19 protein-coding genes are annotated in these 21183 nt (G+C 70.9%); 8 read left to right on the top strand and 11 right to left on the bottom strand.

The window, feature by feature from the left end; genetic code table 11:
• The first annotated feature begins 88 nt into the window (after positions 1-88).
• Entirely contained in the window at positions 89-1183 is a 1095-nt protein-coding gene (locus tag ACFYOH_RS30000) for a dipeptidase (protein ID WP_388631842.1), read from the top strand.
• Between the two features lie 10 nt (positions 1184-1193).
• Here ACFYOH_RS30000 and ACFYOH_RS29995 read toward each other — a convergent pair whose 3' ends face one another.
• Together ACFYOH_RS29995 and ACFYOH_RS29990 are read right to left on the bottom strand one after the other, a co-directional pair.
• Complete coding sequence (locus ACFYOH_RS29995) at positions 1194-1586, bottom strand: VOC family protein (protein ID WP_388631839.1); 393 nt, start codon at positions 1584-1586, stop codon at positions 1194-1196.
• A gap of 20 nt (positions 1587-1606) precedes the next feature.
• Positions 1607-1966 (bottom strand): VOC family protein, encoded by a 360-nt coding sequence (locus tag ACFYOH_RS29990; protein WP_388631837.1) that lies wholly within the window; start codon positions 1964-1966, stop codon positions 1607-1609.
• 98 nt (positions 1967-2064) lie between these two features.
• Between ACFYOH_RS29990 and ACFYOH_RS29985 the strand changes: the two genes are divergently transcribed.
• A complete protein-coding gene (locus ACFYOH_RS29985) occupies positions 2065-2571 on the top strand; it encodes a CGNR zinc finger domain-containing protein (RefSeq protein ID WP_388631835.1) in 507 nt (168 codons plus the stop codon).
• A gap of 108 nt (positions 2572-2679) precedes the next feature.
• Here the strand turns inward: ACFYOH_RS29985 and ACFYOH_RS29980 are convergent, their stop codons facing one another.
• A complete protein-coding gene (locus tag ACFYOH_RS29980; RefSeq protein WP_388631833.1) occupies positions 2680-4023 on the bottom strand; it encodes a UDP-glucose dehydrogenase family protein in 1344 nt (447 codons plus the stop codon).
• Between the two features lie 181 nt (positions 4024-4204).
• On the opposite strand from ACFYOH_RS29980, the gene ACFYOH_RS29975 reads away from it, so the two are divergent.
• Positions 4205-5362, top strand: coding sequence for an acyl-CoA dehydrogenase family protein (locus ACFYOH_RS29975; RefSeq protein WP_388631830.1), 1158 nt, complete (start codon positions 4205-4207; stop codon positions 5360-5362).
• Positions 5363-5525: 163 nt separating this feature from the next.
• Positions 5526-5888 carry a four-helix bundle copper-binding protein gene (locus tag ACFYOH_RS29970; RefSeq protein ID WP_388631828.1) on the top strand — a complete coding sequence of 121 codons (363 nt, stop codon included), beginning with the start codon at positions 5526-5528 and terminating at the stop codon, positions 5886-5888.
• A gap of 58 nt (positions 5889-5946) precedes the next feature.
• Here ACFYOH_RS29970 and ACFYOH_RS29965 read toward each other — a convergent pair whose 3' ends face one another.
• Together ACFYOH_RS29965 and ACFYOH_RS29960 are read right to left on the bottom strand one after the other, a co-directional pair.
• Positions 5947-6105, bottom strand: a complete 159-nt coding sequence (locus tag ACFYOH_RS29965; RefSeq protein ID WP_388631826.1) for a hypothetical protein — start codon at positions 6103-6105, stop codon at positions 5947-5949.
• Between the two features lie 228 nt (positions 6106-6333).
• Positions 6334-7053, bottom strand: a complete 720-nt coding sequence (locus ACFYOH_RS29960) for an ABC transporter ATP-binding protein (RefSeq protein ID WP_388631823.1) — start codon at positions 7051-7053, stop codon at positions 6334-6336.
• Positions 7054-7242: 189 nt separating this feature from the next.
• Between ACFYOH_RS29960 and ACFYOH_RS29955 the strand changes: the two genes are divergently transcribed.
• Positions 7243-7713 (top strand): DUF2690 domain-containing protein, encoded by a 471-nt coding sequence (locus tag ACFYOH_RS29955; protein WP_388631820.1) that lies wholly within the window; start codon positions 7243-7245, stop codon positions 7711-7713.
• A gap of 111 nt (positions 7714-7824) precedes the next feature.
• Here ACFYOH_RS29955 and ACFYOH_RS29950 read toward each other — a convergent pair whose 3' ends face one another.
• Complete coding sequence (locus ACFYOH_RS29950; protein ID WP_388631818.1) at positions 7825-9450, bottom strand: LCP family protein; 1626 nt, start codon at positions 9448-9450, stop codon at positions 7825-7827.
• A 619-nt stretch (positions 9451-10069) separates the two neighbouring features.
• Positions 10070-11392 (bottom strand): LCP family protein, encoded by a 1323-nt coding sequence (locus ACFYOH_RS29945; RefSeq protein ID WP_388631815.1) that lies wholly within the window; start codon positions 11390-11392, stop codon positions 10070-10072.
• 119 nt (positions 11393-11511) lie between these two features.
• Between ACFYOH_RS29945 and ACFYOH_RS29940 the strand changes: the two genes are divergently transcribed.
• A complete protein-coding gene (locus tag ACFYOH_RS29940) occupies positions 11512-12072 on the top strand; it encodes an acyl-CoA thioesterase (protein ID WP_388631812.1) in 561 nt (186 codons plus the stop codon).
• Between the two features lie 573 nt (positions 12073-12645).
• Here ACFYOH_RS29940 and ACFYOH_RS29935 read toward each other — a convergent pair.
• Positions 12646-14034 carry an LCP family protein gene (locus ACFYOH_RS29935; RefSeq protein ID WP_388631809.1) on the bottom strand — a complete coding sequence of 463 codons (1389 nt, stop codon included), beginning with the start codon at positions 14032-14034 and terminating at the stop codon, positions 12646-12648.
• A 251-nt stretch (positions 14035-14285) separates the two neighbouring features.
• Between ACFYOH_RS29935 and ACFYOH_RS29930 the strand changes: the two genes are divergently transcribed.
• Positions 14286-15314: a glycosyltransferase family 2 protein gene (locus tag ACFYOH_RS29930; protein WP_388631807.1), complete on the top strand. Its 1029-nt coding sequence runs from the start codon at positions 14286-14288 to the stop codon at positions 15312-15314.
• A 117-nt stretch (positions 15315-15431) separates the two neighbouring features.
• Here ACFYOH_RS29930 and ACFYOH_RS29925 read toward each other — a convergent pair whose 3' ends face one another.
• The 3 genes from ACFYOH_RS29925 to ACFYOH_RS29915 all read right to left on the bottom strand — a co-directional run bounded on the left by ACFYOH_RS29925 (position 15432) and on the right by ACFYOH_RS29915 (position 19498).
• The gene (locus ACFYOH_RS29925; RefSeq protein WP_388631805.1) at positions 15432-17192 is read right to left on the bottom strand and encodes an LCP family protein; all 1761 of its coding nucleotides are present in this window, start codon (positions 17190-17192) and stop codon (positions 15432-15434) included.
• 230 nt (positions 17193-17422) lie between these two features.
• A complete protein-coding gene (locus ACFYOH_RS29920) occupies positions 17423-18604 on the bottom strand; it encodes an LCP family protein (protein ID WP_388631803.1) in 1182 nt (393 codons plus the stop codon).
• Positions 18605-18742: 138 nt separating this feature from the next.
• A complete protein-coding gene (locus ACFYOH_RS29915; protein ID WP_388631800.1) occupies positions 18743-19498 on the bottom strand; it encodes a TIGR03089 family protein in 756 nt (251 codons plus the stop codon).
• Positions 19499-19620: 122 nt separating this feature from the next.
• Here ACFYOH_RS29915 and ACFYOH_RS29910 point away from each other — a divergent pair, with 122 nt between their 5' ends.
• Positions 19621-21009, top strand: coding sequence for a peptidoglycan recognition protein (locus ACFYOH_RS29910; protein WP_388632359.1), 1389 nt, complete (start codon positions 19621-19623; stop codon positions 21007-21009).
• Positions 21010-21183: the final 174 nt, after the last annotated feature.

The following is a 21183-nucleotide window of genomic DNA, read 5'->3' as shown; positions in this document are numbered from 1 at the left end:
CATCCTCCCCTCCGTGCGACCGTGGCGATACGCCCCAGCCCGACGTAGCTCACGACCGCGTAGGCAACGACGACGTACGGAGCCCGCCATGGCCGACCTCCAGGACGACATCCCCTCCCCGACCGAGGTCGACGAGGGTGACGGCCTGCCGGACGACCCCTTCCCCTCGGAGTCCGCGTCCCTGGAGCGGGCCCACGCCCTGCTGGCCGCCCACCCGGTCGCCGACGGCTACAGCGGACTGCCCTGGGCCCTGCGTCATCTGTCCTGGTACGACCTGGAGCTGGGCGAGGCGGCCGTCGACACCGACATACCCCGGATGCGCGAGGGGCACGTGGGCGTGCTGTTCTGGTCGCTGCACCTGCCCGAGGGCCCCGGCGGCGACCGTGCGGTCTCCGCGACCCTGGAACAGCTGGACCAGGCGCGCGCGGTGATCGAGGCCCACCCGGAGGGACTGCGCCTGGTGGGCAATGCCGGGCAGATCATCGACGCCCGCAACTGCGGCCGGGTCGCCGTGGTGCTGGGCCCCGCCCACGCCACCGCGCTCGACGACTCCCTCGGCATCCTGCGCGTCCTGCACGCCCTCGGCCTGCGCGTGCTCACGCTCGCCGGCACCGTCTGGGCGGGGGAGACGGGCCTGACCCGGTTCGGCGAGGAGGTGGTGCGCGAGATGAACCGGCTCGGGGTGCTCGCCGATGTCTCCGCCGCCTCGGGGGCCACCGCCGAACGTGCCTTCGCGCTGTCCAAGACGCCCGTGCTGTGCACCCGCTCCGCCGCCGGCGCCCTGCGCCCCCACCCGGCCAACCTGCCCGACGGACTGCTCGCGGCGCTGGGCGCGGCGAAGGGCCTGTGCATGGTGCCGCTGACCGCCGAGCAGACCGGGCCGACGGTCCAGGACGTCGCCGACCACCTCGACCACGTCCGCGACGTGGCCGGCGCCGAGTGCGTGGGCCTGTCCGGCACCTACGACTCCGGCGCCGCCCACCCCCGCGACCTCGCCGACACCTCCCGCTACCCCCACCTGATCGCCGAACTGCTCCGGCGCGGCTGGTCCGAGAGCGAGCTGTCCCTGCTGACCTGGGGCAACGTCCAACGGGTGCTGCGCAGCGCGGACTTCACGGCCCGCGCCGCCCAGCACCGCCGGGAGGCGTCGAACGCGAGGATCGGCGAGCTGCACACCCCCTAGCTCACCCGGGTCACGGGTGGTCGATCCGGCACAGGCAGAACGGATGCCCGGCGGGGTCGGCGTACACCTGGAAGTCCTTCTTCTCCCGGTCCTCCAGATCCAGCGGCCGGGCGCCCAGCGCCAGCACCCGCTCATGCGCCACGTCGATCTCCGCCCAGGTCCGGCCCGCGTCGAAGTCGAGGTGGAACTGCTGACCGTTGCGGTCCGCGCGCGGCCACTCCGGCGGGGTGTACCCCTCGGCCCGCTGGAAGGCCAGCCGCGGCCCGTCCGGCACCCGCAGGACGACCCAGTCGTCGTCCTCGGCGTCCGGGGTGCCCCCGGCCACCGCCGCGTAGAAGGCGGCCAGCGCATGCGGATCGGGGCAGTCGAGCACGACGGAGCGGAACCGGGCGACGGACGCCATGATGTCCTCCTTCGGACGCCTCAGCAGGCGCACAGACAGAACGGGTGCCCAGCCGGGTCGGCGTACACACGGAAGGTCCGCTCGCGGTCCTCCGCGTCCAGCGGCTTGGCGCCCAGCTCCAGCACCCCCTTCTCCGCCGCGTCCAGGTCCTCCACGACCAGATCCAGGTGGAACTGCTGCGAGTCGTCCGGCGCGGGCCACTTCGGCGGCACGTGCCCGGGCGCCTGCTGGAAGGCCAGTGCCGTCCCCCCGGGCACCTTCAGGTCGACCCACTCGCCGTCCCCCTCCACCGTGCCGCCCAGCACCTCGGCGTAGAAGCCGGCCAGCGCACGGGGGTCGGGACAGTCCAGTACCACGACACCGAACTTGGCGAGAGCCATGACTACCTCCGTAAGTCGTCACGGACAGGGTTACCCGTAGAGTCGGGCAACCGGTAACGGTTACTGCATGCTCCCGCATTGGGGGTAACGTCGCAACCATGAATGAGAGATCGGCCGCCCCCGGAGCCCTGGCGCTGGTCGAGTCCCTGGTCAACACGCTGGACATCGAGAGCGGCGCCGACACGCTGGACACGGAGGAGGGCTGGGCGCGCTTCGGGATCGCCGAGGACGGGCTGGCGGAGGCGCGGGAGCTGCGGGAGTCGCTGCGGGTCACGCTGCTCGCGCACGCCGGGCACGCGCCGCACCGCGGGGTGACCCCGCTGGGCGCGCTGCTGTCCCGCGCCCCCCTGTACGTCGCCGTGGACGACCGCGACGGCTCCGCGGCCCTCGCCCCCGCCCCGGACGCCCCGCTGCTCTCCCGGGTCGCCGCCGCCGTCGCCGAGGGGCTGACGCAGGGCACCTGGATGCGGCTGAAGGCCTGCGAGTCCGAGACCTGCCACTGGGCGTACTACGACCGCAGTCCGGCCGGACGCGGCCGCTGGTGCTCCATGCAGGTGTGTGGGGCGCGGGCGAAAATGCGCCGGTACCGGGCCAAGGAGGGGTAAGACACAGACAGTTCACCGGCCACGTATGTGTCCGGTGGTGCAGAATGCGGAAAGACGCCGGTTCGGCCGACTGAGCCTCGGCCGAACCGGCGTCACCTGTCCGGTGGGTTATGCGGTCGGGCGGCCCATCGCCCGGTACGTCCAGCCCGCCCGGCGCCACAGCTCCGGGTCGAGTGCGTTGCGGCCGTCCAGGATCAGCCGGGCCGCCGCGACCTCGCCGAGCGCCGCCGGGTCCAGCTCGCGGAACTCCCGCCACTCGGTGAGGTGCAGGACGACATCGGCGCCCCGTACGGCGTCCGGCGCGGAGTCGGCGTACCCGAGGGTCGGGAACACGCGCCGGGCGTTGGCCATGCCCTTCGGGTCGTACACCGTGACCTGGCCGCCCTGGAGGTGGATCTGGCCGGCCACGTTCAGCGCGGGCGAGTCGCGCACGTCGTCCGAGTCGGGCTTGAACGTGGCGCCGAGCACCGCGACCCGCTTGCCGAGGAAGGAACCGCCGCCGAGCGCCTCCCGGGTCATCTCCACCATCTGCCCGCGCCGGCGCATGTTGATGGAGTCGATCTCGCGCAGGAAGGTCAGTGCCTGGTCCGCGCCCAGCTCGCCCGCCCGCGCCATGAACGCCCGGATGTCCTTCGGCAGACAGCCGCCGCCGAAGCCGATCCCGGCGCGCAGGAACTTCTTCCCGATCCGGTCGTCGTGCCCGATGGCCTCCGCCAGCTTCGCCACGTCACCGCCCGCGGCCTCGCACACCTCCGCCATCGCGTTGATGAAGGAGATCTTCGTCGCGAGGAAGGAGTTCGCGGCCGTCTTCACCAGTTCGGCCGTCGGGAAGTCGGTCACCACGAACGGCGTGCCCTCGCCGATCGGCGTCGCGTACACCTCCCGCAGCAGCTTCTCGGCGCGCTCGCTGCCCACGCCCACCACGATCCGGTCCGGGTGCAGGGTGTCCTGCACGGCGAAGCCCTCGCGCAGGAACTCCGGGTTCCAGGCCAGCTCGGCGTCGCCGCCCGCGGGGGCGTGCTCGGCGAGATAGCGGGCCAGCCGCTCGGCCGAGCCCACCGGCACGGTCGACTTGCCGACGACCAGGGCCGGGCCGTGCAGATGCGGGGCGAGAGAGGAGACGGCGGAGTCGACGTACGACATGTCGGCCGCGTACTCCCCGTGCCGCTGCGGGGTGTTCACGCACACGAAGTGGACGTCACCGAAGGCGCCGACCTCGGCCCAGTCGGTGGTGAAGCGGAGCCGCCCCGTGGAGCCCTCGATGCCGGCCACGTGCTTGCGCAGCAGCTCCTCCAGCCCCGGCTCGTACATGGGGGTCTCGCCGCGCTCCAGCATGGCGATCTTCTCGGGTACGACGTCGAGTCCCAGCACCTCGTAGCCGAGCTCGGCCATGGCCGCGGCGTGTGTGGCGCCGAGGTAGCCGGTGCCGATCACGGTGATCTTCAGGCTCATGGATGCGCTCCAGCTCGGGTACGTCGGTGTTGCGGCCCCTGAGCATAGTCGGGCGCCTCGAAGGGCAATTTCCCCGCTGTCGTGTAGCTCACGTAGGCGTGCTGCGGGCGGCCCTCTAAAATTTGAGTTACTTAACGGTAATTAGCGTCAGTATCACTGCGTCTTTGGAGCGTGAGAGACCGTGGCCGGATCGGCTGACTTCGACCTGTACCGCCCGTCGGAGGAGCACGACATGCTCCGCGACGCCGTCCGTTCCCTGGTCGAGGCGAAGATCGCGCCGTACGCTGCGGCGGTGGACGAGGAGGCCCGCTTCCCGCAGGAGGCCCTCGACGCCCTCGTCGCCAATGACCTGCACGCGGTGCACGTCCCCGAGGAGTACGGCGGCGCCGGCGCCGACGCGCTCGCCACGGTGATCGTGATCGAGGAGGTGGCTCGCGCCTGCGTGTCCTCCTCCCTCATCCCCGCCGTGAACAAGCTCGGCTCCCTCCCGGTGATCCTCTCCGGCGGCGAGGAGCTGAAGAAGAAGTACCTGACCCCGCTCGCCAAGGGCGACGGGATGTTCTCGTACTGCCTCTCCGAGCCGGAGGCGGGCTCGGACGCGGCCGGCATGAAGACCAAGGCAGTCCGCGACGGCGACCACTGGATCCTCAACGGCGTGAAGCGCTGGATCACCAACGCGGGCGTGAGCGAGTACTACACGGTGATGGCGGTCACGGACCCGGCCAAGCGCTCCAAGGGCATCTCCGCCTTCGTCGTCGAGAAGTCGGACGAGGGCGTCTCCTTCGGTGCCCCCGAGAAGAAGCTCGGCATCAAGGGCTCCCCGACCCGCGAGGTCTACTTCGACAACGTCCGCATCCCCGCCGACCGCATGATCGGCGAGGAGGGCACCGGCTTCATGACGGCCATGAAGACCCTGGACCACACCCGCATCACCATCGCCGCCCAGGCGCTCGGTGTGGCGCAGGGAGCCTTCGACTACGCCAAGGGCTATGTCCAGGAGCGCAAGCAGTTCGGCAAGCCGATCGCCGACTTCCAGGGCATCCAGTTCATGCTCGCCGACATGTCGATGAAGATCTCGGCGGCCCGCGCCCTCACCTACCAGGCCGCGGCCGCCTCCGAGCGCGGCGACGCCGACCTCACCTACCTGGGCGCCGCCGCCAAGTGCTTCGCCTCGGACGTCGCGATGGAGGTCACCACCGACGCCGTCCAGCTCCTCGGCGGCTACGGCTACACCCGCGACTACCCGGTGGAGCGCATGATGCGCGATGCCAAGATCACCCAGATATACGAAGGCACGAATCAGGTCCAGCGGATCGTCATGGCCCGCAACCTGCCCTAGCGGTAAGGATCTTCGGGTCTGTTCGGAAAGGCGCCCTGCGGGGCGCCTTTCTGCTGCTGCGCCGCACCTTACGACCGGTCGGTCACATGCGCGCGGGGCCGGGGCGACGTAGGACGGAAGCATACGGGGTCTGCCCCGGGCCCCCGCCCTCCGAGGAGGAGTCATGACCCAGTCCCAGATGATGCCGGCGCTCACCCAGCAGATGCAGGAGTGCGTCGAGGCCTGCATGAACTGCCACAGCGTCTGCGAGGAGACCATGAGCTCCTGCATGCAGAAGGGCGGCCAGCAGCAGATGCAGGTCATGCGGGCCCTGATGGACTGCTCCGAGATGACCCGCATGTGCGCCGACATGATGATGCGCCGTTCGCCCATGTCCGCCGAGATGTGCACGCTCTGCGCCAAGGTGTGTGAGATGTGCGCCGAGGCGTGTATGTCCATGCGCGACGACCAGCAGATGATGCGCTGTGCGGAGGCGTGTCGCCGCTGTTCGGAGACCTGCCGTGCGATGGCGGGCGCCGGCATGTGAGCCTCGCCGCCGAGAGCCGGAAAGGGGCGAGGGCACCCGGACGGGTGCCCTCGGACGGTCACTGCCGCAGCGCCTCCAGCGGCTCGATGCGGGCCGCCCGCAGCGCGGGGTAGAGGCCCGCCGGCAGGCCGACGACGGAGCCCACGAGCGGGGCGGGCAGGACGGTCATCGGGTCCCCGATGGCGGTCCAGGGCCGCACCAGGGCGACGGTGACCACCGTGCACACCCCGATCGCCGTGCCGATCAGTCCGCCGAGTGTGCCGAGCGAAGGCGCCCACGCCGAGGACCGTGCCCAGCGTCGTGAGCACCGAGCGGCCGGGCCGCTGCACCAGGCCGGCGAGGGACTCGGCGAACATGTCGCGCACGAGCAGCCGGGACGGGGGCGCCGACGACGGTCGCCGGTCCCGCCCGGCCCGCCGGACCACGGCTGTGAACCGGCCCCCGGTCACGCGGCCGCCCGCCGGTCGGTGTCGGTGAGGATCCGGCCGTCGCGGATGGTCAGCACGCGCCGGGCCCGTTCGTCCACGGCGGGGTCGTGGGTGATGACCACGACGGTGAGTCCCGCCGCGTGGAGTTCTTCGAGCAGGTTCATCACGTGCGCCGAGGTCGCGGAGTCGAGGTTGCCGGTGGGTTCGTCACAGAGGATCAGTTCGGGACGGTTGACCAACGCCCGCACCACGGCGACGTGTTGGCGTTCGCCACCGGACATGGTGGGCGGCAGCGCGTCCAGCCGGTGACCGAGGCCCACGGTGCGCAGCGCCGCGACGGCCCGGTCGGTGTGGGCGCCGCGGTCGGTCGTGACGTACAGCTGGGCCAGGGCCACGTTCTCGGTGGCCGTACGGTGCGCCGGCAGGTGGAGGGACTGGAAGACGAAACCGGCCCGGCGGCCGCGCAGCGCCGTGCGCTCGTGCTCCCGGAGGGCGGAGACATCGGTGCCGCTGAACTCGTAGCGGCCGGCCGTGGGCCGGTCGCCGGTCGTGGCGGCGGCCGTGATGGTCATCCGTACGTTCTGTCCGTCGAGCCGGTTGTCCCAGGTCCCGGCGCGCGTCACCTGCACCGGCAGATAGCAGATAGGGGATGCCGCCCCAATCTCCACATCCGTGAACGGCCGTTGCCCGTCCTGTGGACGGCTGTAGCGTTTGCCGTGGGCATGGCCATAGGTCATGATCTTCCGGTCGATCCTGTGATCGACCTGTGGGGACTGACGGGGGATACGCGATGACCGGGCGCAGGCTGCGCGACCACGGAAGCTGACCACCGCGGCTCTCAGCACCACAGCTCTTCCCGACTACGACTGTCCGAGCGGCTTCTGATGATGCGCCGGCCGGTCTCCCGGCATGCGCAGGAGAAAGTCATGAACCTGAAGAAGCGAGCCCTCGCCCGCACCGCCGTCGTGTTCGGCGGCGTCGCCCTGTCGGTCATCGCCGCCACCGGTGGCGCGCAGGCGTACACCAGCGACGGCACCAGCCCGGCGTCCACCGGCTGCGCCGACGACGGGACCACGGTCGAGTCCGCGCCGATGACGAACAGCGTCGGCACCCACGGCACCATCGAGCTGCGCCACAGCCTGACCTGTCACACGGCCTGGGCCCGGCTCACCCTCAAGAACCCGCAGGGTGCGTGCGGAAACGCCTCCGCCGGGTACGCCTGCTCGGTCGCGACCGTCACCCGCAACAACGACGGACGCACCTACAGCTGCACCATCACGCAGGGTCAGACCCAGTGCTACACCCCGCAGGTGTACGACAAGGGCATGGCGTCCTACGCCACGGGCTACATGGACAGCGTCAGCGGTGAGATGCAGATACGTACCGCCGCGTACTGATCACCGCCGCGCAGCACGCCTACGGGGCCGCAACTCCTCGCGGAGTCGCGGCCCCGTCGTCGTACGCGCGGCCTGTGCGGTGACCGGGGCTGCCCGGTCATCGCGCCTTCCTCACCAGGTGAAGCCCTTCTGGACGGTCATGCACGCGTCCTTCTTGTCGCCGGGGAGCACGGCCGCCGTGGACGGCGCCTTCGTCGGCTCGGTGGGCGCCGTGTACGCGGTGCCGGTGCGCCAGTCGGCGCCCACGACCAGCGTGACGCCGGAGACGTCGGTCGACTTGCGCACCTGCTTGAGCGGGATCCCGAGTGCCTTGGCCACCGCCTCGGCGTCCCCTTCGAGGTCGGCGCTGGGATACAGGACGGTGGTCCTGGACTCCGAGGCCGGCGTGGTGTCCGCCGTGGCCTGGGTGAACCCCCTGCCCTGCAGGATCTGGACGACCCCGCTCGCCCGCTGGGGCGTGGGGGCCGCGTCGTTCGATCCGGTGCCGTTGCGGACCTGCACCGCGATCTTGCCGTCCGGGTCCGTGGGGGTCTTCGGCTGCTCCTCGGTCTTGTGCTTCACGCCGCGTCCGTCCAGCGGGGTGTCGTCGCGGACCATGGAGATGAGCTGGTCGGCGTCCCCGGGCGCGGGCACGAGCCGGGCACGGTTCTGCGACCACTCCACGGTCGGCAGCGTCGTCATCGTGATGCGCTTGGTGGGGACCTTCTTGAACTCCTCGGACAGGTCGTACAGCTTCGCGATCGTCCCCAGGCCCTCGTCGACCTTGAGGGCCTTCGTCGCGGTCTCCGCCAGACCGCGCATCGCGCCGGGGTTGGTCAGCGTCGCGTTCTTGCGCAGCTGGCGCACCATCGCGCTCATGTACATGTGCTGGGCGTGGGTACGGCCGAGGTCGCTGCCGTCCTCGAAGCCGTAGCGGGTGCGCAGCCACTGCAGGGCCTGCTCGCCCTTGACGTACGTCGTCCCCGCCTTCAGCTTCAGGCCGGAGCCGTGCCCGTCCGAGGTGTGCGACCAGACGTTCTGCTTGACGCAGACCGGCACGCCGCCGATGGCGTCCGCCATGTCGACCACGCCGGAGAAGTCGACCATCATGAAGTGGTCGATGTGGATGTTGGTGAGGCTCTGCCAGGTGGCGACGGTGCAGCCGGGGCCGCCGCGGGCCAGCGACTCGTTGGACATGGCCAGGGAGAGGGCCGGGTACTTGTGGCCGTCGTGCGGGTCGGTGCACCTGGGGATCGGGATCATCGTGTCGCGGGGCAGGCTGACCACGGACATGTTGGTGCGGTCGGCCGACACATGCACCAGCATCTGCACGTCCGCGAGGCCCGCGCGGCCCACATCCCCCTTGGACCCGCCGAGTTGGAGGTCCTTCGCGCTGTTCCGGCTGTCCGAGCCGATCAGCAGGACGTTCAGCGGCGTCTGGCCGGCCGCGTTCGGGGTCGCCTCGGGCACGTCCGAGTCGCCCAGGTTCAGCTTGTCCTTCTGGATGTTGGCGTTGAGATGCTCGTAGTAGAGGTAACCCGCGGCGGCGGTGCCGAGTATGACGACCGCCAGGGTCAACGCCGACCAGCGCAGTATCCGGCGTCTGGGGCGCGGTGATCCGGGCTCCGTGCGACCTTCGTGGCCACGGTTGCGCCGGCGGTCACGGCGCCCGCCCTCCGGCTCGCCCTCCACATCGGTTTCACCGGTGTGCCGAGCACGCGGTACCGCCCCCTCCTGGTCCACGCTGCTGCGTGTCATCTCCTGCCCTCCCGCCCTCGGCACCCTTACACCGCGGCTTCGTTGCGCGCCCACCGCCCTCCGCGGAGGCGTACGGCGCCCTTGTCGTTTGTGTGTCGGTCGTGTGCCGCGGTGACCGGGCACAGTCCGAAGCGCGGGGCCGGCCCCGGCCCGTGCCGTGGCGACGCCGCGCTCAGTTAGACGCAGAACCGGGCCCTTGCGTCACGAGGCGCATGTGTCTTCGCCGGCGGACGCCGAAAGGCCCGGGAGCGCCGCGAGTTCACGCACCTGCCCCATCGGGCCGGGAGGGTGCTTCGCCCGGGCCGTGCCGGTCGCCGCGGTGTTCCGCCGGACCGACGCGGCGCTGCCGTCACCCCGTCCACGGCCTTGTGTGTCCACGGTCGCTTCGTCCTCCGCCGGGCCGCGCGACGAGTCGCCCCCCAAGCCCCTCGATACAGTCGGTCGAACGGCGTACGACGGCACGGTCGTTCCGCGCCGGATCGCACACACTGTCCGCACAGTTCAGCGGCTGGACACGGCGTTGACAAACCCCGGACTCACACATCCGGTCGATTCGTCCGGTATCGGGGGAATGAACAGCGCGCCTTGATCGATGCTTTACCCCGCCGTGGACGAGTGCCTAGTTGCCGGAGACGGTGACCTTCTGGTCGTTGTTCAGCTCGTTCACCAGCGTCTTGACCTTGGCCTTGTCCCAGACGAGGTTGCCGCCGGCGGAGCCGGAGATCGGCATGTTCATGGACGTGCCGTCACCGCCCTGGACGCCCTTCATCGCCCAGAACATCGAGCCCAGGTCCCACAGCGACATGTCCTTGTCGACGATCAGGGAGTCCAGGCCCGCACCTATGGTCGGGTAGAACTTGAAGGGGTTCAGGACCGTTCCCGGCGTGGCCACCTGGTGGGCCAGGGCCGACAGGAACTTCTGCTGGTTCTTGGTGCGCTGCAGGTCGGAGGCGGCGAACGCGTGCCGGGTGCGGACGAAGGCGAGGGCCTGCTGGCCGTTCAGCGTCTGCTTGCCGGCCTTGAAGTCGGCGCCGGACCACTTGTCCTTGAAGCCCTTGTCGATGTTGATCTCGACACCGCCGACCGCGTCCACGATGTTGGCGAAGCCCTGGAAGCCGATCTCGACGTAGTGGTCGATGTGCAGACCGGTGTTGTACTCGATCGTGCGGACCAGCAGCGTCGGGCCGTCGTACGCGTACGCCGCGTTCAGCTTGTTCTGGCCCATGGCGGGGCGGATCTTGCCGGACGTGGAGCCCTGGAACGACGGGATCGTGACGTTCGAGTCGCGCGGCAGCGAGATCAGCGTGTCGCCGTTGTCGCCGACGTGCAGGATCATCATCGAGTCCGTGCGCTTGCCCTCGGCGGCGCCGGTGTGCAGCTTCTTCTCGTCCGCCTTGGACATGCCCTCACGGCTGTCCGAGCCGACGATCAGGTAGTTGGTGCCGGCGCCCGACGCCGGCCGGTCGATGACCTTGGACAGGTCGACCTCGCGGCGCAGCTTGGAGTCGGCCCAGAAGTAGGTCGCGACGGATGTGACGACCAGCACGGTCGCCAGCGTGATCACGGTCCACTTGATCCGGCGCCGCCAGTTCGGGCGCGGCCGGTACCGGTCGATTTCCGGGTCCGCGTCGTTGTCGTTGGGCACGAAACCGCCGGGTCGCCCACCGCCGCCGTACACCTGCCCGGTGTTGTAGCCGCTGTCGTAACCGGCGCCGTCGTCGTATCCCTGGCCGTCGACGTACGTCGGCTGCTGCGGGACTCCGGCCCCGTACGGCGGCGCCGCCGGGCCGGGGTCGCCGTAGGAGCGCTGCCCGGGCGGTACCGCCGGGCCGCGCCGCACCTGACGCATGACGCGGGCGCTCTCCGGCTGTGCGCCGGCACTGCCGCGTCCGTAGCGCGGGCCGCGGTTGTCGTCGGACCATCCCTCGGGCCAGTCATTCATGCGCCCCAGTGTGCAGGGCCTCGGTGTGAGGCTTACAAGGGCTGTCGGAAAATAACAGCGCCGCTGTTGCGAAGCCGACACAAAATCCGCGATTGTCACTTCGGCATAAGGTGGAGGGCATGACAGACCAGGCCACGGACGCGGAACCGGACATCGAACCGGATATCCCGGGCAAGCCGACATCCGCCTCGCGCACCACCCTCAGCCACATCATGACCCATAACGACACCAACCTGCTGGGGACGGTGCACGGCGGGGTGATCATGAAGCTGGTCGACGACGCGGCGGGCGCCGTGGCGGGCCGGCACTCCGGCGGTCCTGCCGTCACGGCCTCCATGGACGAGATGGCTTTCCTGGAGCCGGTCCGCGTCGGTGATCTGGTCCATGTGAAGGCACAGGTGAACTGGACCGGCCGCACCTCCATGGAGGTCGGCGTCCGGGTCCTCGCCGAGCGCTGGAACGAGTCGGCCCCGCCCACCCAGGTCGGCTCCGCCTATCTGGTCTTCGCGGCCGTCGACGCCGACGGCAAGCCGCGCCGGGTGCCGCCGGTGATCCCGGAGACCGACCGGGACCGCCGCCGCTACCAGGAGGCCCAGATCCGCCGCACCCACCGCCTGGCCCGCCGCCGGGCCATTCGCGAGCTGCGCGAGAAGCGTGCGGCCGAGGGCTTCGAGGACTAGCAACTCCCGCCTCTTTCAGGGGTTGTAGGAGAGTGGGAAAGGTCACGGCCGTCCGCTGTCGGTGATCTGTGCGGATATGGCGTGCGCACGTCAGGCCTGGATCGCGGCGACGGCTTCGACCCCGCTGACCAGTGGGTGCGCAACCCGCACACGGGCGAGTACGAGCTGCGGCCGGCCCCGTCCGCCGGCCGGCCGGAGGTGCCGGGGCCCCGGTCGGCACCGGATGGCGCGGGGGAGTCCCGGGGGCCCGGCCCTCGCCGCACGGCGGGCCGAGCCGGCAGCCGTGCCGGCGGCCGTGCCCGGCGCGGGACCGGAAAGAAGGCCGGCCGGAAGTCCCTCGGAAAAGGGTTCTGCTGTGGACCAGCGGCACGCTCGCCTTCGTGGCCGACCTCATGGGGCTGCCGGCCGCCGCGCTGGAACCGGGCCGGAGCGAGACCAACGATCAGGGACTCCCGGCGATCGTGCTGTGGCTCGGCGCCGACTTCCGGGGCGCGGGCATCCCCCTCACCGGTCCCGCCAAGCCCCCGTCCGTCCCGACGCACACGGCCGACCAGGTCAAGTGCGCCTCGTGGGCTAGACGCCCGAGCACACCACCTCGCTGCCGCGCACGGTTGTCTGCTGCGGCTGGGCGGGGTCCTCGAAGTGCACCCGGTGCACGTCCTTGAAGTCCGCCCCGGCGACCACCTTCAGCAGCGGGCCCTGGCCCGGTACGGCGCGCAGCCCTGCCCCCGGCAGGGCGGCAACCAGGGCGCGGGCCGAGCGGTACCAGCGGGGGTCGTAGGAGATGACGGTGTGCGGCACGCGGGCGGCCGTCACCGGCTGGTGCGTCGCGGCGAAGCCGGTCGCCGCGAGCGCCGCGTCGAGGCGTTTGCCGAGTCCGGCGGTGCCCGTGCCGTTCGCCACCTGGACCCGGACCTGTCCGGGGTCCACGTCGATGGTGGCAGGAGGCGGCACGTGCGCCTGAGGGCGGTGCGGGTGCGGGGGCGGGGCCACGGTGAGCGGCTTGTCGTCGCGCAGGGCGGCGAACAGCTGGTCCGCCTTGGCCTGGTCCCACTTCAGGGTCGAGCCGATGCCCTTGACGCCGTAGTTCACCTGCCCGATGGGCACGGTGGTGAACTCGGAGGAGGAGGGGGAGAAGTTCCGCATGGCCCGGCCCAGGTCGAGCAGCTCGTCGGTGCCGAAGCCCTCGTCGGCGCGGACCGAGCCGAGCACCGCGCGGGTCACGTCCCGGAACCGCATCGGGTCCAGCAGCATCCCGGAGGAGGTGGCCCGCTCGATCAGCGCGGCCAGGAACCGCTGTTGCCGCTTCATCCGGCCCAGGTCGCTCGTCGCGTCGACGTGCCGGGCCCGCACGTACTGCAGCGCCTGCCCGCCGTTCAGGGTGTGCGTGCCGGGGCTGAGGTCGAGCCCGCTGTACGCGTCCTTCAGCGGGGTCGGCGTGCACACCGTCACTCCGCCGAGGACGTCCACCGTCTTCATGAAGCTGGTGAAGTCGACCTCCAGATAGTGGTCGATCTTCACATGGGTCATGCTCTCGACCGTGCGGACGGTCAGCTGGGGGCCGCCCTCGGAGTAGGCGGCGTTGAGCTTGATCGGATGCGCCGGGTGCTGCTTCCCGGTCGCAGGGTCGGCACTCGCGGGCACCTCGGCGTAGGAGTCGCGCGGCAGGCTCACCACGGTGGCCCGCTCCCGGTTCTCCGAGATGTGCACGATCATCATCGTGTCCGTGCAGTGGCAGGGCGCCCCGCCCAGCCGGTACGCCCGCCGCTCCCGCTCGGTGATCTTGTCGCGGCCGTCGGTGCCGACCAGCAGGATGTTCATGCCGTGGCCCGCGAGTGGCCGGTTCTTCATGTCCTTGAAGGCGTCGACCCGGGAGATCCCCGCGTCCAGGCTGCTGATCACCGCGTGCCCGATCCCGGCGGAGGCGAGCACGACGACGGACAGCGTGCTCACCGCCCGCATGGCCCAGCGGGGCCGCCGTGGCGGCCGTACCGACCGCACGGGCCGCTGCTGCGGGCGCGGCACACGGCGGGGCGGCTGCGGTCGGCGCTGCGGACGCGCGGGGGACCGGGGCGGGCTTGCCAAGGGGGACACCTCCGGACGACGCCGTACGTGGGATCCGTGAGCACGGTAGGCCGATACGATCTCCAGCCCGGCCCCACGCCCCGGCGGCGCGCACCGGTGTCCCCCGTTCGCGGTAACGTGAGCCCCCTATGAACGCCAAGCCCGACGTGCGGCTCCCCGCTGTTTCCGTGATCATGCCGGTCCTCGACGAGGAGCGGCATCTGCGCGGGGCCGTCCAAGCGATCCTCGCGCAGGAGTACGCCGGCGAGATGGAGGTCGTGATCGCCCTCGGTCCGTCCACGGACCGCACGGACGAGATCGCGGCCCAGCTCGTGGCGGAGGACGCGCGTGTGCACACCGTCCCGAACCCGACCGGCCGCACCCCCGCGGCGCTGAACGCTGCGATCAAGGCCTCCCGGCACCCGATCGTGGTCCGCGTCGACGGCCACGGCATGCTCTCGCCGAACTACATCGCCACCGCGGTCCGGCTCCTGGAGGAGACCGGCGCGCAGAACGTCGGCGGCATCATGCACGCCGAGGGCGAGAACGACTGGGAGCACGCGGTCGCCGCCGCGATGACCTCGAGGATCGGGGTCGGCAACGCCGCCTTCCACACGGGCGGCGAGGCCGGGCCCGCCGAGACCGTCTACCTCGGTGTCTTCCGCCGCGAGGCCCTGGAGCAGCAGGGCGGCTACAACGAGGAGTTCATCCGCGCCCAGGACTGGGAGCTGAACTTCCGCATCCGTGAGGCGGGCGGCCTGATCTGGTTCTCGCCCGAGCTCAAGGTCTCGTACCGGCCGCGGCCCTCCGTCCGGGCCCTCGCCAAGCAGTACAAGGACTACGGCCGCTGGCGGCACGTCGTGGCCCGCTACCACTCCGGCTCCATCAACCTGCGCTACCTCGCCCCGCCGACGGCCCTCTGCGCGATCGCGGCCGGAATCGTCGTCGGCGCGGTGCTCACCCCGTGGGCCCTGGTCGTCCCCGGCGGCTATCTGGCGGCGATCGTCGCGGGCTCGGTCCCGGCGGGCAAGGGACTGTCCGCGAAGGCCCGGCTGCAGATCCCGGTGGCCCTGGCCACCATGCACATGTCGTGGGGCTGGGGCTTTCTGACCAGCCCGAAGTCGCTGGCGCGCAAGGTCATCGCGTCACGGCGGCCGGCGGTTCTCGCCGCCAACTGACCTTCGTACGAAAGAGCCAGGGCCCTTCCCGTGGGGAGGGCCCTGGCTCTTTCATGCCGCTCTTTCATGCCGTCGGCGCACCGCGCCGCCGCACGGCCCGCAGCTGTGCCCGAGTGCCTAGCTGGCGCACTTGACCTCGTTCGCCGTCGACTTGTCGATCGTCGGCGCCTTGACCGGAGCGGTGAGGGACACGCCCGCGCCCTTGAAGTCCTTGCCCAGGGTGAGCGTCATCGCGGGCAGACCCTGCGAGTTGATCACGCTCTTGCCGGGCTTGAGCGCGGAGCCCGGCAGGCCCATGAGGTGGGCCAGCTCCCGTGCCTGCGCCGCCTGGTCCGGGGCGTACTCCAGCGTGGTCTTGCTCAGTGCGGCCGGTGCGTTGCCCGCGTTCTCGGACTTGAGCACGCCCTCCTTGGTCTGAAGCCAGTCGAGGGTCTGCTGCGCGCTGCCGCCGACCGCACCGCCGTTCAGGACCCGCACCCGCACGTCGGAGGGCGCGGACCTGCTGCCCTTCAGGAGCGCGGCCTGCGCGTCCTTCGCCTCCTTCTGCTTCTTCTTCACCTCGGTGAAGGAGACGTCGTTCTTGATCGCGTCGAAGACCGGCGGGGCGGCACTCGGGTTGACGACGACCGTCTTGTGGTAGACGCCGTCGGCCGGGTTGTCGAGCACGGGCACGGTCACGAAGGAGATGTTCTTCGTCGGCACCTTCTTCAGCTCCAGCGCCACGTCCTTGAGCGTGCTCACCGAACCGATGCCCTTGTCGACGGTCAGCGCCTTCGTGGCCGCCTCCGCCAGACTGATCAGCTTGGTCGGGCTGGAGAGGGTGTCGCTGGAGGACATCTTGCGCATCAGCGAGGACATGAACTGCTGCTGGACCTTGATGCGGTCCAGATCGCCGTGGTTGCCCCAGCTGTGCCGGGTGCGGACGAAGGCCAGCGCCTGCTCGCCCTGGATGTTGTGCTTGCCCGCGGACAGCTTCAGATGCGAGCCCGAGTCGTTCACGGCGTGCGCCAGGCAGACGTCCACGCCGCCGACCGCGGCCGTCAGCGTCTTCACCGCGTTGAAGTCCACCATCATGAAGTGGTCGACCGTGATGCCGGTGAGCTGGTCGACCGTGCGCATGGTGCAGCCGGGGTCGCGGCCCAGCTGGCCGAGGCTGGTGTTGAAGCGGACGTTGTCGGAGCCGGGAATGACCTTGGTCGAGCCGTCGGCCTGCTTGGTCGGGCAGTCCGGCACGTTCACGATCAGGTCGCGCGGAATGCTCAGCGCGGTCGCGTTCGTCCGGTCCTTGGAGACGTGCAGCAGGATGTTGGTGTCCGCGTGCCCGACGCTGTTGGCGTCGCCGTAGCCCGTGTTGCCCTTCCCGGTCCGCTTGTCGGTGCCGATGATCAGTATGTTGAAGGCGTCGTCCTTGCTGAAGCCGCTCTTGCCCGCGCTGCCGACGTCCGTCGTGGTGACGTTGCCCTCGAGGTGCTTGAGGTAGAGATAGCCGGCGGTGCCGATGGCGACCAGCGTGAAGGCCGTCCCGCCGGCGGTCCACGCCAGCACCTTCTTCACCCTCGACTTCTTCTTCACCGGACGCCGGGCGGCCCTGCGCCCCTGCGGAGGCTCCGGCTCACCGCCCCGGCGCCGGGCCGACCGCGAGGGCGGTACGTCACCGCCGCGCGCCTGGCGCGGCTCGCGGGTCCCGCCGGGCGCCGATTCGTCACGGCGGCGCGGCGCGCCGACGCCGTCCCGGGCGGCGGGTCTACGGGGACCGGGAACCGGTGACTGCGGTGCGGAAGTGCCCAGTCGCAGTTCGTATTCACCGGTGTTCGGATTGAGCACCCACTGGTCGGCGGGATCGATGTTGTCCGCCCGCCCACGGCCTTGCGCGTCCACGGTTGTCCGAATCCTCCGTCGGGGCCACGCGGCGCCTTCCCCCTCAAAGACGCTCGGGTCTCGGTGAAACAGTGCACGACCCAGGTCGGACCTCGCGGCCAGGTGCACCGGATCGCTCACACTATCCGCCCAGTTCAGCGTCAAGCGACGCCGCTGACAAATTCCCCGTGCCTACAACTGGGCAATCCGCCGCATTTCCCGGACGTAAGTTCGGCGTTTTGATGTGCGCATTACTCACAGGTGTGTTCGGCGGCGGTGTTCCCGCGGAACGTCGGCGCGGGGGACGGGTCGCTCTTGCCGTCGGGCCCGCCGTCCGTCCCTGTGGCCTCCTGCGGCGTCTGCCGGGCCACCGCCACGGGCTGATCGGCCCGCAGTCGCGCGAACAGTTTCTCGGCTTCCGGCTCCACGAGTTGGTCACGATTGCTGTCGTAGATGTACGACTCCCTCGGCACGGTCAGGAACTGCACCCGTTCGGCGGGGATGTCGCGCAGCCCGCGCACCAACTGGTACAAGCCACGCAGACTGGCCAGTTCCGGGTCCGTGGTCAGCGCGGAGGTCGCCGCGTCCAGCACCGGATACAGCTTCACCGGGTTCAGCAGAACGTCGTTGCTCTGCACCTTGTCCACCAGCGCGCCGAGGAACCGCTGCTGGCGTTCCATCCGTTCGGTGTCGCTTCCGTCGCCCAGCGACTTGCGGGCCCGCACGAATCCCAGCGCCTGCTCCCCGTTGAGCCTGACCTTGCCCGCGGGCAGCTTCAACAGGGCCGCCTTGTCGTCGATGGGCTCCTTCAGGCAGACCTGCACCCCGTCGACGGCGTCCACCATCTTCTTGAACCCGCTGAAGTCCACGACCACGTGATGGTCGATCCGTATGTTCGTCAGCTTCTCGACGGTCCGTATCGTGCACGCCGAACCGCCCACCTGGAAGGCGTGGTTGAACATCGCGAACACCGGCTCGCTGCGGCTGCCGTCCTGCTGCCGGCAGCCGGGGATGTCCACCATCAGATCCCTCGGCAGGGAGACGGCGGTGGCGCTGCGCCGGTTGGCGGCCAGATGCAGCAGGATCGTGGTGTCCGACCGCTCGCTGCCCAGATCCCGCCCGTACGCGGAGTTCCCTTCCCCGGCCCGCGTGTCCGACCCGATCAGCAGGATGTTCTGCGCGCCCCGCACCAGCTCCGTGGGCCGCTCCCGCTCGTACCGCTCCAGTTCGCGGGCGGCCGCGTCGTCGGCGGTGATGTTGTTGCTGAGCTTGGCGTAGACGGCCCAGCCGGCCCCGACGCCCGCCACGACGAGCGCGGCCACACCCAGCGCCGTCGCCTTCACCCACCGCCGCCGATGCCGCCGTAGGAGCCCTGTGCCGGTGGCGGAGGCCCCCAGACCGGGACCGAGGGGCTTGCCAACGGTGTCGGTCACGGGTGGGGCACCCTTTCACGGCGTACGAGCGTCACGTCCTGCTCTTACGACCATGGCGGGGGAGGGTGGGGGAAGCGCCCTTTACTAGGCCGATCGGGGGAACCGCGACTGGCCGGGGGATGCGGGGAACCGCGCCTTTCAGCGGCGCACCGCCGTCACCCGCTCACTCTCGATGCGCTTGGCGAGAGCCTCCTCGTCCAGCCGGTCCAGATGCCGGCACAGCACCACGGACCCTCCGGCGGCCAGCGGCGCGTACAGCCCCGCGCTGACCCCTTCCCAGGTGTCGTACGACAGCCCGGACAGCAACCTCGATCCAGGCCCCGTCAGATCGAAGGAAGGCGCATCCGCGAGCGCCCGCTCGACAACCTCGGCCCCGCTGAACTCCGCCCCCGCGACGATCAGCGCGGGATCCTCCGCATCCACCGGGGCGAACGGCACGAACCGGTCCCCCTGCCCCGGCACTTCCACGGCGTAGTCGGCGAACCCGGCCGGGGTCTGGGGAAAGCGCCCGCCGAGCGGCCGTAGCGCGAGCGCCACGCGCTCCCCGCCGCACGCCCGCGCCGCGTCCAGCGCATCCGGCCCGCTGACGGCGACGTCCGCCGCGGCCGGATCCCCGCCGAGATCCGCCACCACCCCCACCGAGGAACACGCCAGCAGCCACACCGCCGTCTGCCAGTGCGCCGGCAACAGCAGCGCGACACGGTCGCCCGGCCCGGCGGCGAGGTCGCCCTGAAGCAGATTGGCGGTCTTGGCCACCCAATTGGCGAAGGTGGCCACGGACAGTTCGACGCGTTCGCCCGTGGCGTCGTCGTAGAAGGTCACCAGCGGGCGGCCGGGGTCCGCGGCGAGCGCGGAAGCCAGCAGGTCGGCAGGGGTGCGATCGGTGGCGTTCACCCGGGAAAGGGTACGCGTGGGCGGGCGTGCGCAGCGTGCGGTGGGGCCACCGGTTCGGCGGAACGGTCTCCGACGGACCGTCAGTTCACCGTCGCCTCACCGTTGGACAGATCTGTATGAGTATGTCCAAGATCATGACCATGCGTGGATTCCTGGCTTGGTCCATCGGCGCCCGGTCGATCGCCGCCCCCTCGGTCGGCGTCGCCTGCGCCGCGGCCCTCGCGCTTCCGCTGCTGTCCCCGCCCGCGGCCGCCGCATCCGCGGCACCCGCACGAACGGCAGAGGCCGGGGTCCCGGGCGGCACCCGCTCGCTGCCCCTCGTCCCCCTCTCCCGCGAGCGGGTCCTCGGCACCGCCCCGGAGCAGGGCCTGTACCGGCCCGACGGCGAGCACTTCTCGCTGCTCGGGGTGGTCTGGGAGGACCCTGACGCCGAACTGCGCGGCCGGGTCCAGGTGCGGACGCGGTCGGCGCGGACGCGGGAGTGGTCCGGCTGGCGGGACGTCGAGACACACGACGCCGGCCACGGCGCCGACCCGGGTACGGCGGAACGGGACGCGCGACGGGTCCGCGGGGCGACCGCACCGCTGTGGGTGGGCGACTCCGACGGCGTGGACGTACGGGTCCGCGCCGCCGGCGGGGGCGTGCGGCGCGGTCGTACGGTGGAACCGACGCCCCCGCTGCCCTCCGGTCTGCACCTGGAACTCGTCGACCCCGGTGAGGAGGCGCCGCCCGGGGACGCGCCGGCCGATCCGTCCCCCACCGGTCTGGACCCGGACGCGGCAGGCGCGGCCTCGGCGGTCAACACCGACCTGGCCGACTTCGGCGCCCTGGAGATCCCGGCGCTGGGCACGCGGGCCACCGAGCGGGAACTCGCCCGCCTGCAAGGCCCGGTGGGGGGCAAGCCGTACATCGGGCCGCGCCCGCGGATCGTCACCCGGCGCGGCTGGGGCGCGGACGAGTCACTGCGCGAACCCGGTTTCGTCTACACGAAGAAGGTCAAGGCGGCCTTCGTACACCACACGGACTCGGGCAACACGTACACGTGTGCCCAGGCCCCCTCCGTCATCCGCGGTATCTACCGCTACCACGTCACGAGCATGGGCTGGCGGGACATCGGCTACAACTTCCTCGTCGACAAGTGCGGAACCATCTACGAGGGCCGGGCCGGCGGCGTGGCGAAGGCGGTCCGCGGCGCACACATCCTCGGCTTCAACAGCGACAGCATGGGCATCGCCGTGATCGGCTCGTACGGTGCGGTGAAGCCGTCCGGGGCCGCGGTGCGGGCCGTCGCCCGGCTCACCGCGTGGAAGCTCGGTCTCTACGGGGCCGATCCACGTGGCAAGACATATCTCACGTCGGGCGGTGGCAACCTCTACCCCAAAGGTAAGAAGGTACGACTGAACGTGATCTCCGGCCATCGGGACGGATCCGCCACCGAGTGCCCCGGCAAACGGCTTTACGCCGAGCTCGGTAAGGTCCGTTCCAGCGCGGCGCGCTACCAGGGGCGCTGAGCCGGCCGGGGCGCGCGCTCGGCGCAGTCTTCGGGGGCCGCGCCGCTCTCACACCGTTCTCTCACCGATCTCGTGGGAAACCGCGTGGTTGTCAAGGGCGCCGCCGCTACGGTCTGCATACACTGACCGGCCGAAACGAATGAAACGAGTAGTTCGGCCGGTCCCGGCAGGAAG

Source organism: Streptomyces sp. NPDC007856, from assembly GCF_042868225.1.
Lineage (GTDB): Bacteria > Actinomycetota > Actinomycetes > Streptomycetales > Streptomycetaceae > Streptomyces.
This window is presented reverse-complemented; position numbering and strand designations above follow the sequence as displayed.

Coding starts and splice junctions, on each gene's coding strand:
- ACFYOH_RS29935 (WP_388631809.1), bottom strand. CDS start 14,034: ATGCGGGCGGTGAGCACGCTGTCCGTCGTCGTGCTCGCCTCCGCCGGG.
- ACFYOH_RS29940 (WP_388631812.1), top strand. CDS start 11,512: ATGACAGACCAGGCCACGGACGCGGAACCGGACATCGAACCGGATATC.
- ACFYOH_RS29970 (WP_388631828.1), top strand. CDS start 5,526: ATGACCCAGTCCCAGATGATGCCGGCGCTCACCCAGCAGATGCAGGAG.
- ACFYOH_RS29990 (WP_388631837.1), bottom strand. CDS start 1,966: ATGGCTCTCGCCAAGTTCGGTGTCGTGGTACTGGACTGTCCCGACCCC.
- ACFYOH_RS29945 (WP_388631815.1), bottom strand. CDS start 11,392: ATGAATGACTGGCCCGAGGGATGGTCCGACGACAACCGCGGCCCGCGC.
- ACFYOH_RS30000 (WP_388631842.1), top strand. CDS start 89: ATGGCCGACCTCCAGGACGACATCCCCTCCCCGACCGAGGTCGACGAG.
- ACFYOH_RS29955 (WP_388631820.1), top strand. CDS start 7,243: ATGAACCTGAAGAAGCGAGCCCTCGCCCGCACCGCCGTCGTGTTCGGC.
- ACFYOH_RS29985 (WP_388631835.1), top strand. CDS start 2,065: ATGAATGAGAGATCGGCCGCCCCCGGAGCCCTGGCGCTGGTCGAGTCC.
- ACFYOH_RS29980 (WP_388631833.1), bottom strand. CDS start 4,023: ATGAGCCTGAAGATCACCGTGATCGGCACCGGCTACCTCGGCGCCACA.
- ACFYOH_RS29950 (WP_388631818.1), bottom strand. CDS start 9,450: ATGACACGCAGCAGCGTGGACCAGGAGGGGGCGGTACCGCGTGCTCGG.
- ACFYOH_RS29930 (WP_388631807.1), top strand. CDS start 14,286: ATGAACGCCAAGCCCGACGTGCGGCTCCCCGCTGTTTCCGTGATCATG.
- ACFYOH_RS29995 (WP_388631839.1), bottom strand. CDS start 1,586: ATGGCGTCCGTCGCCCGGTTCCGCTCCGTCGTGCTCGACTGCCCCGAT.
- ACFYOH_RS29960 (WP_388631823.1), bottom strand. CDS start 7,053: ATGACCTATGGCCATGCCCACGGCAAACGCTACAGCCGTCCACAGGAC.
- ACFYOH_RS29910 (WP_388632359.1), top strand. CDS start 19,621: ATGTCCAAGATCATGACCATGCGTGGATTCCTGGCTTGGTCCATCGGC.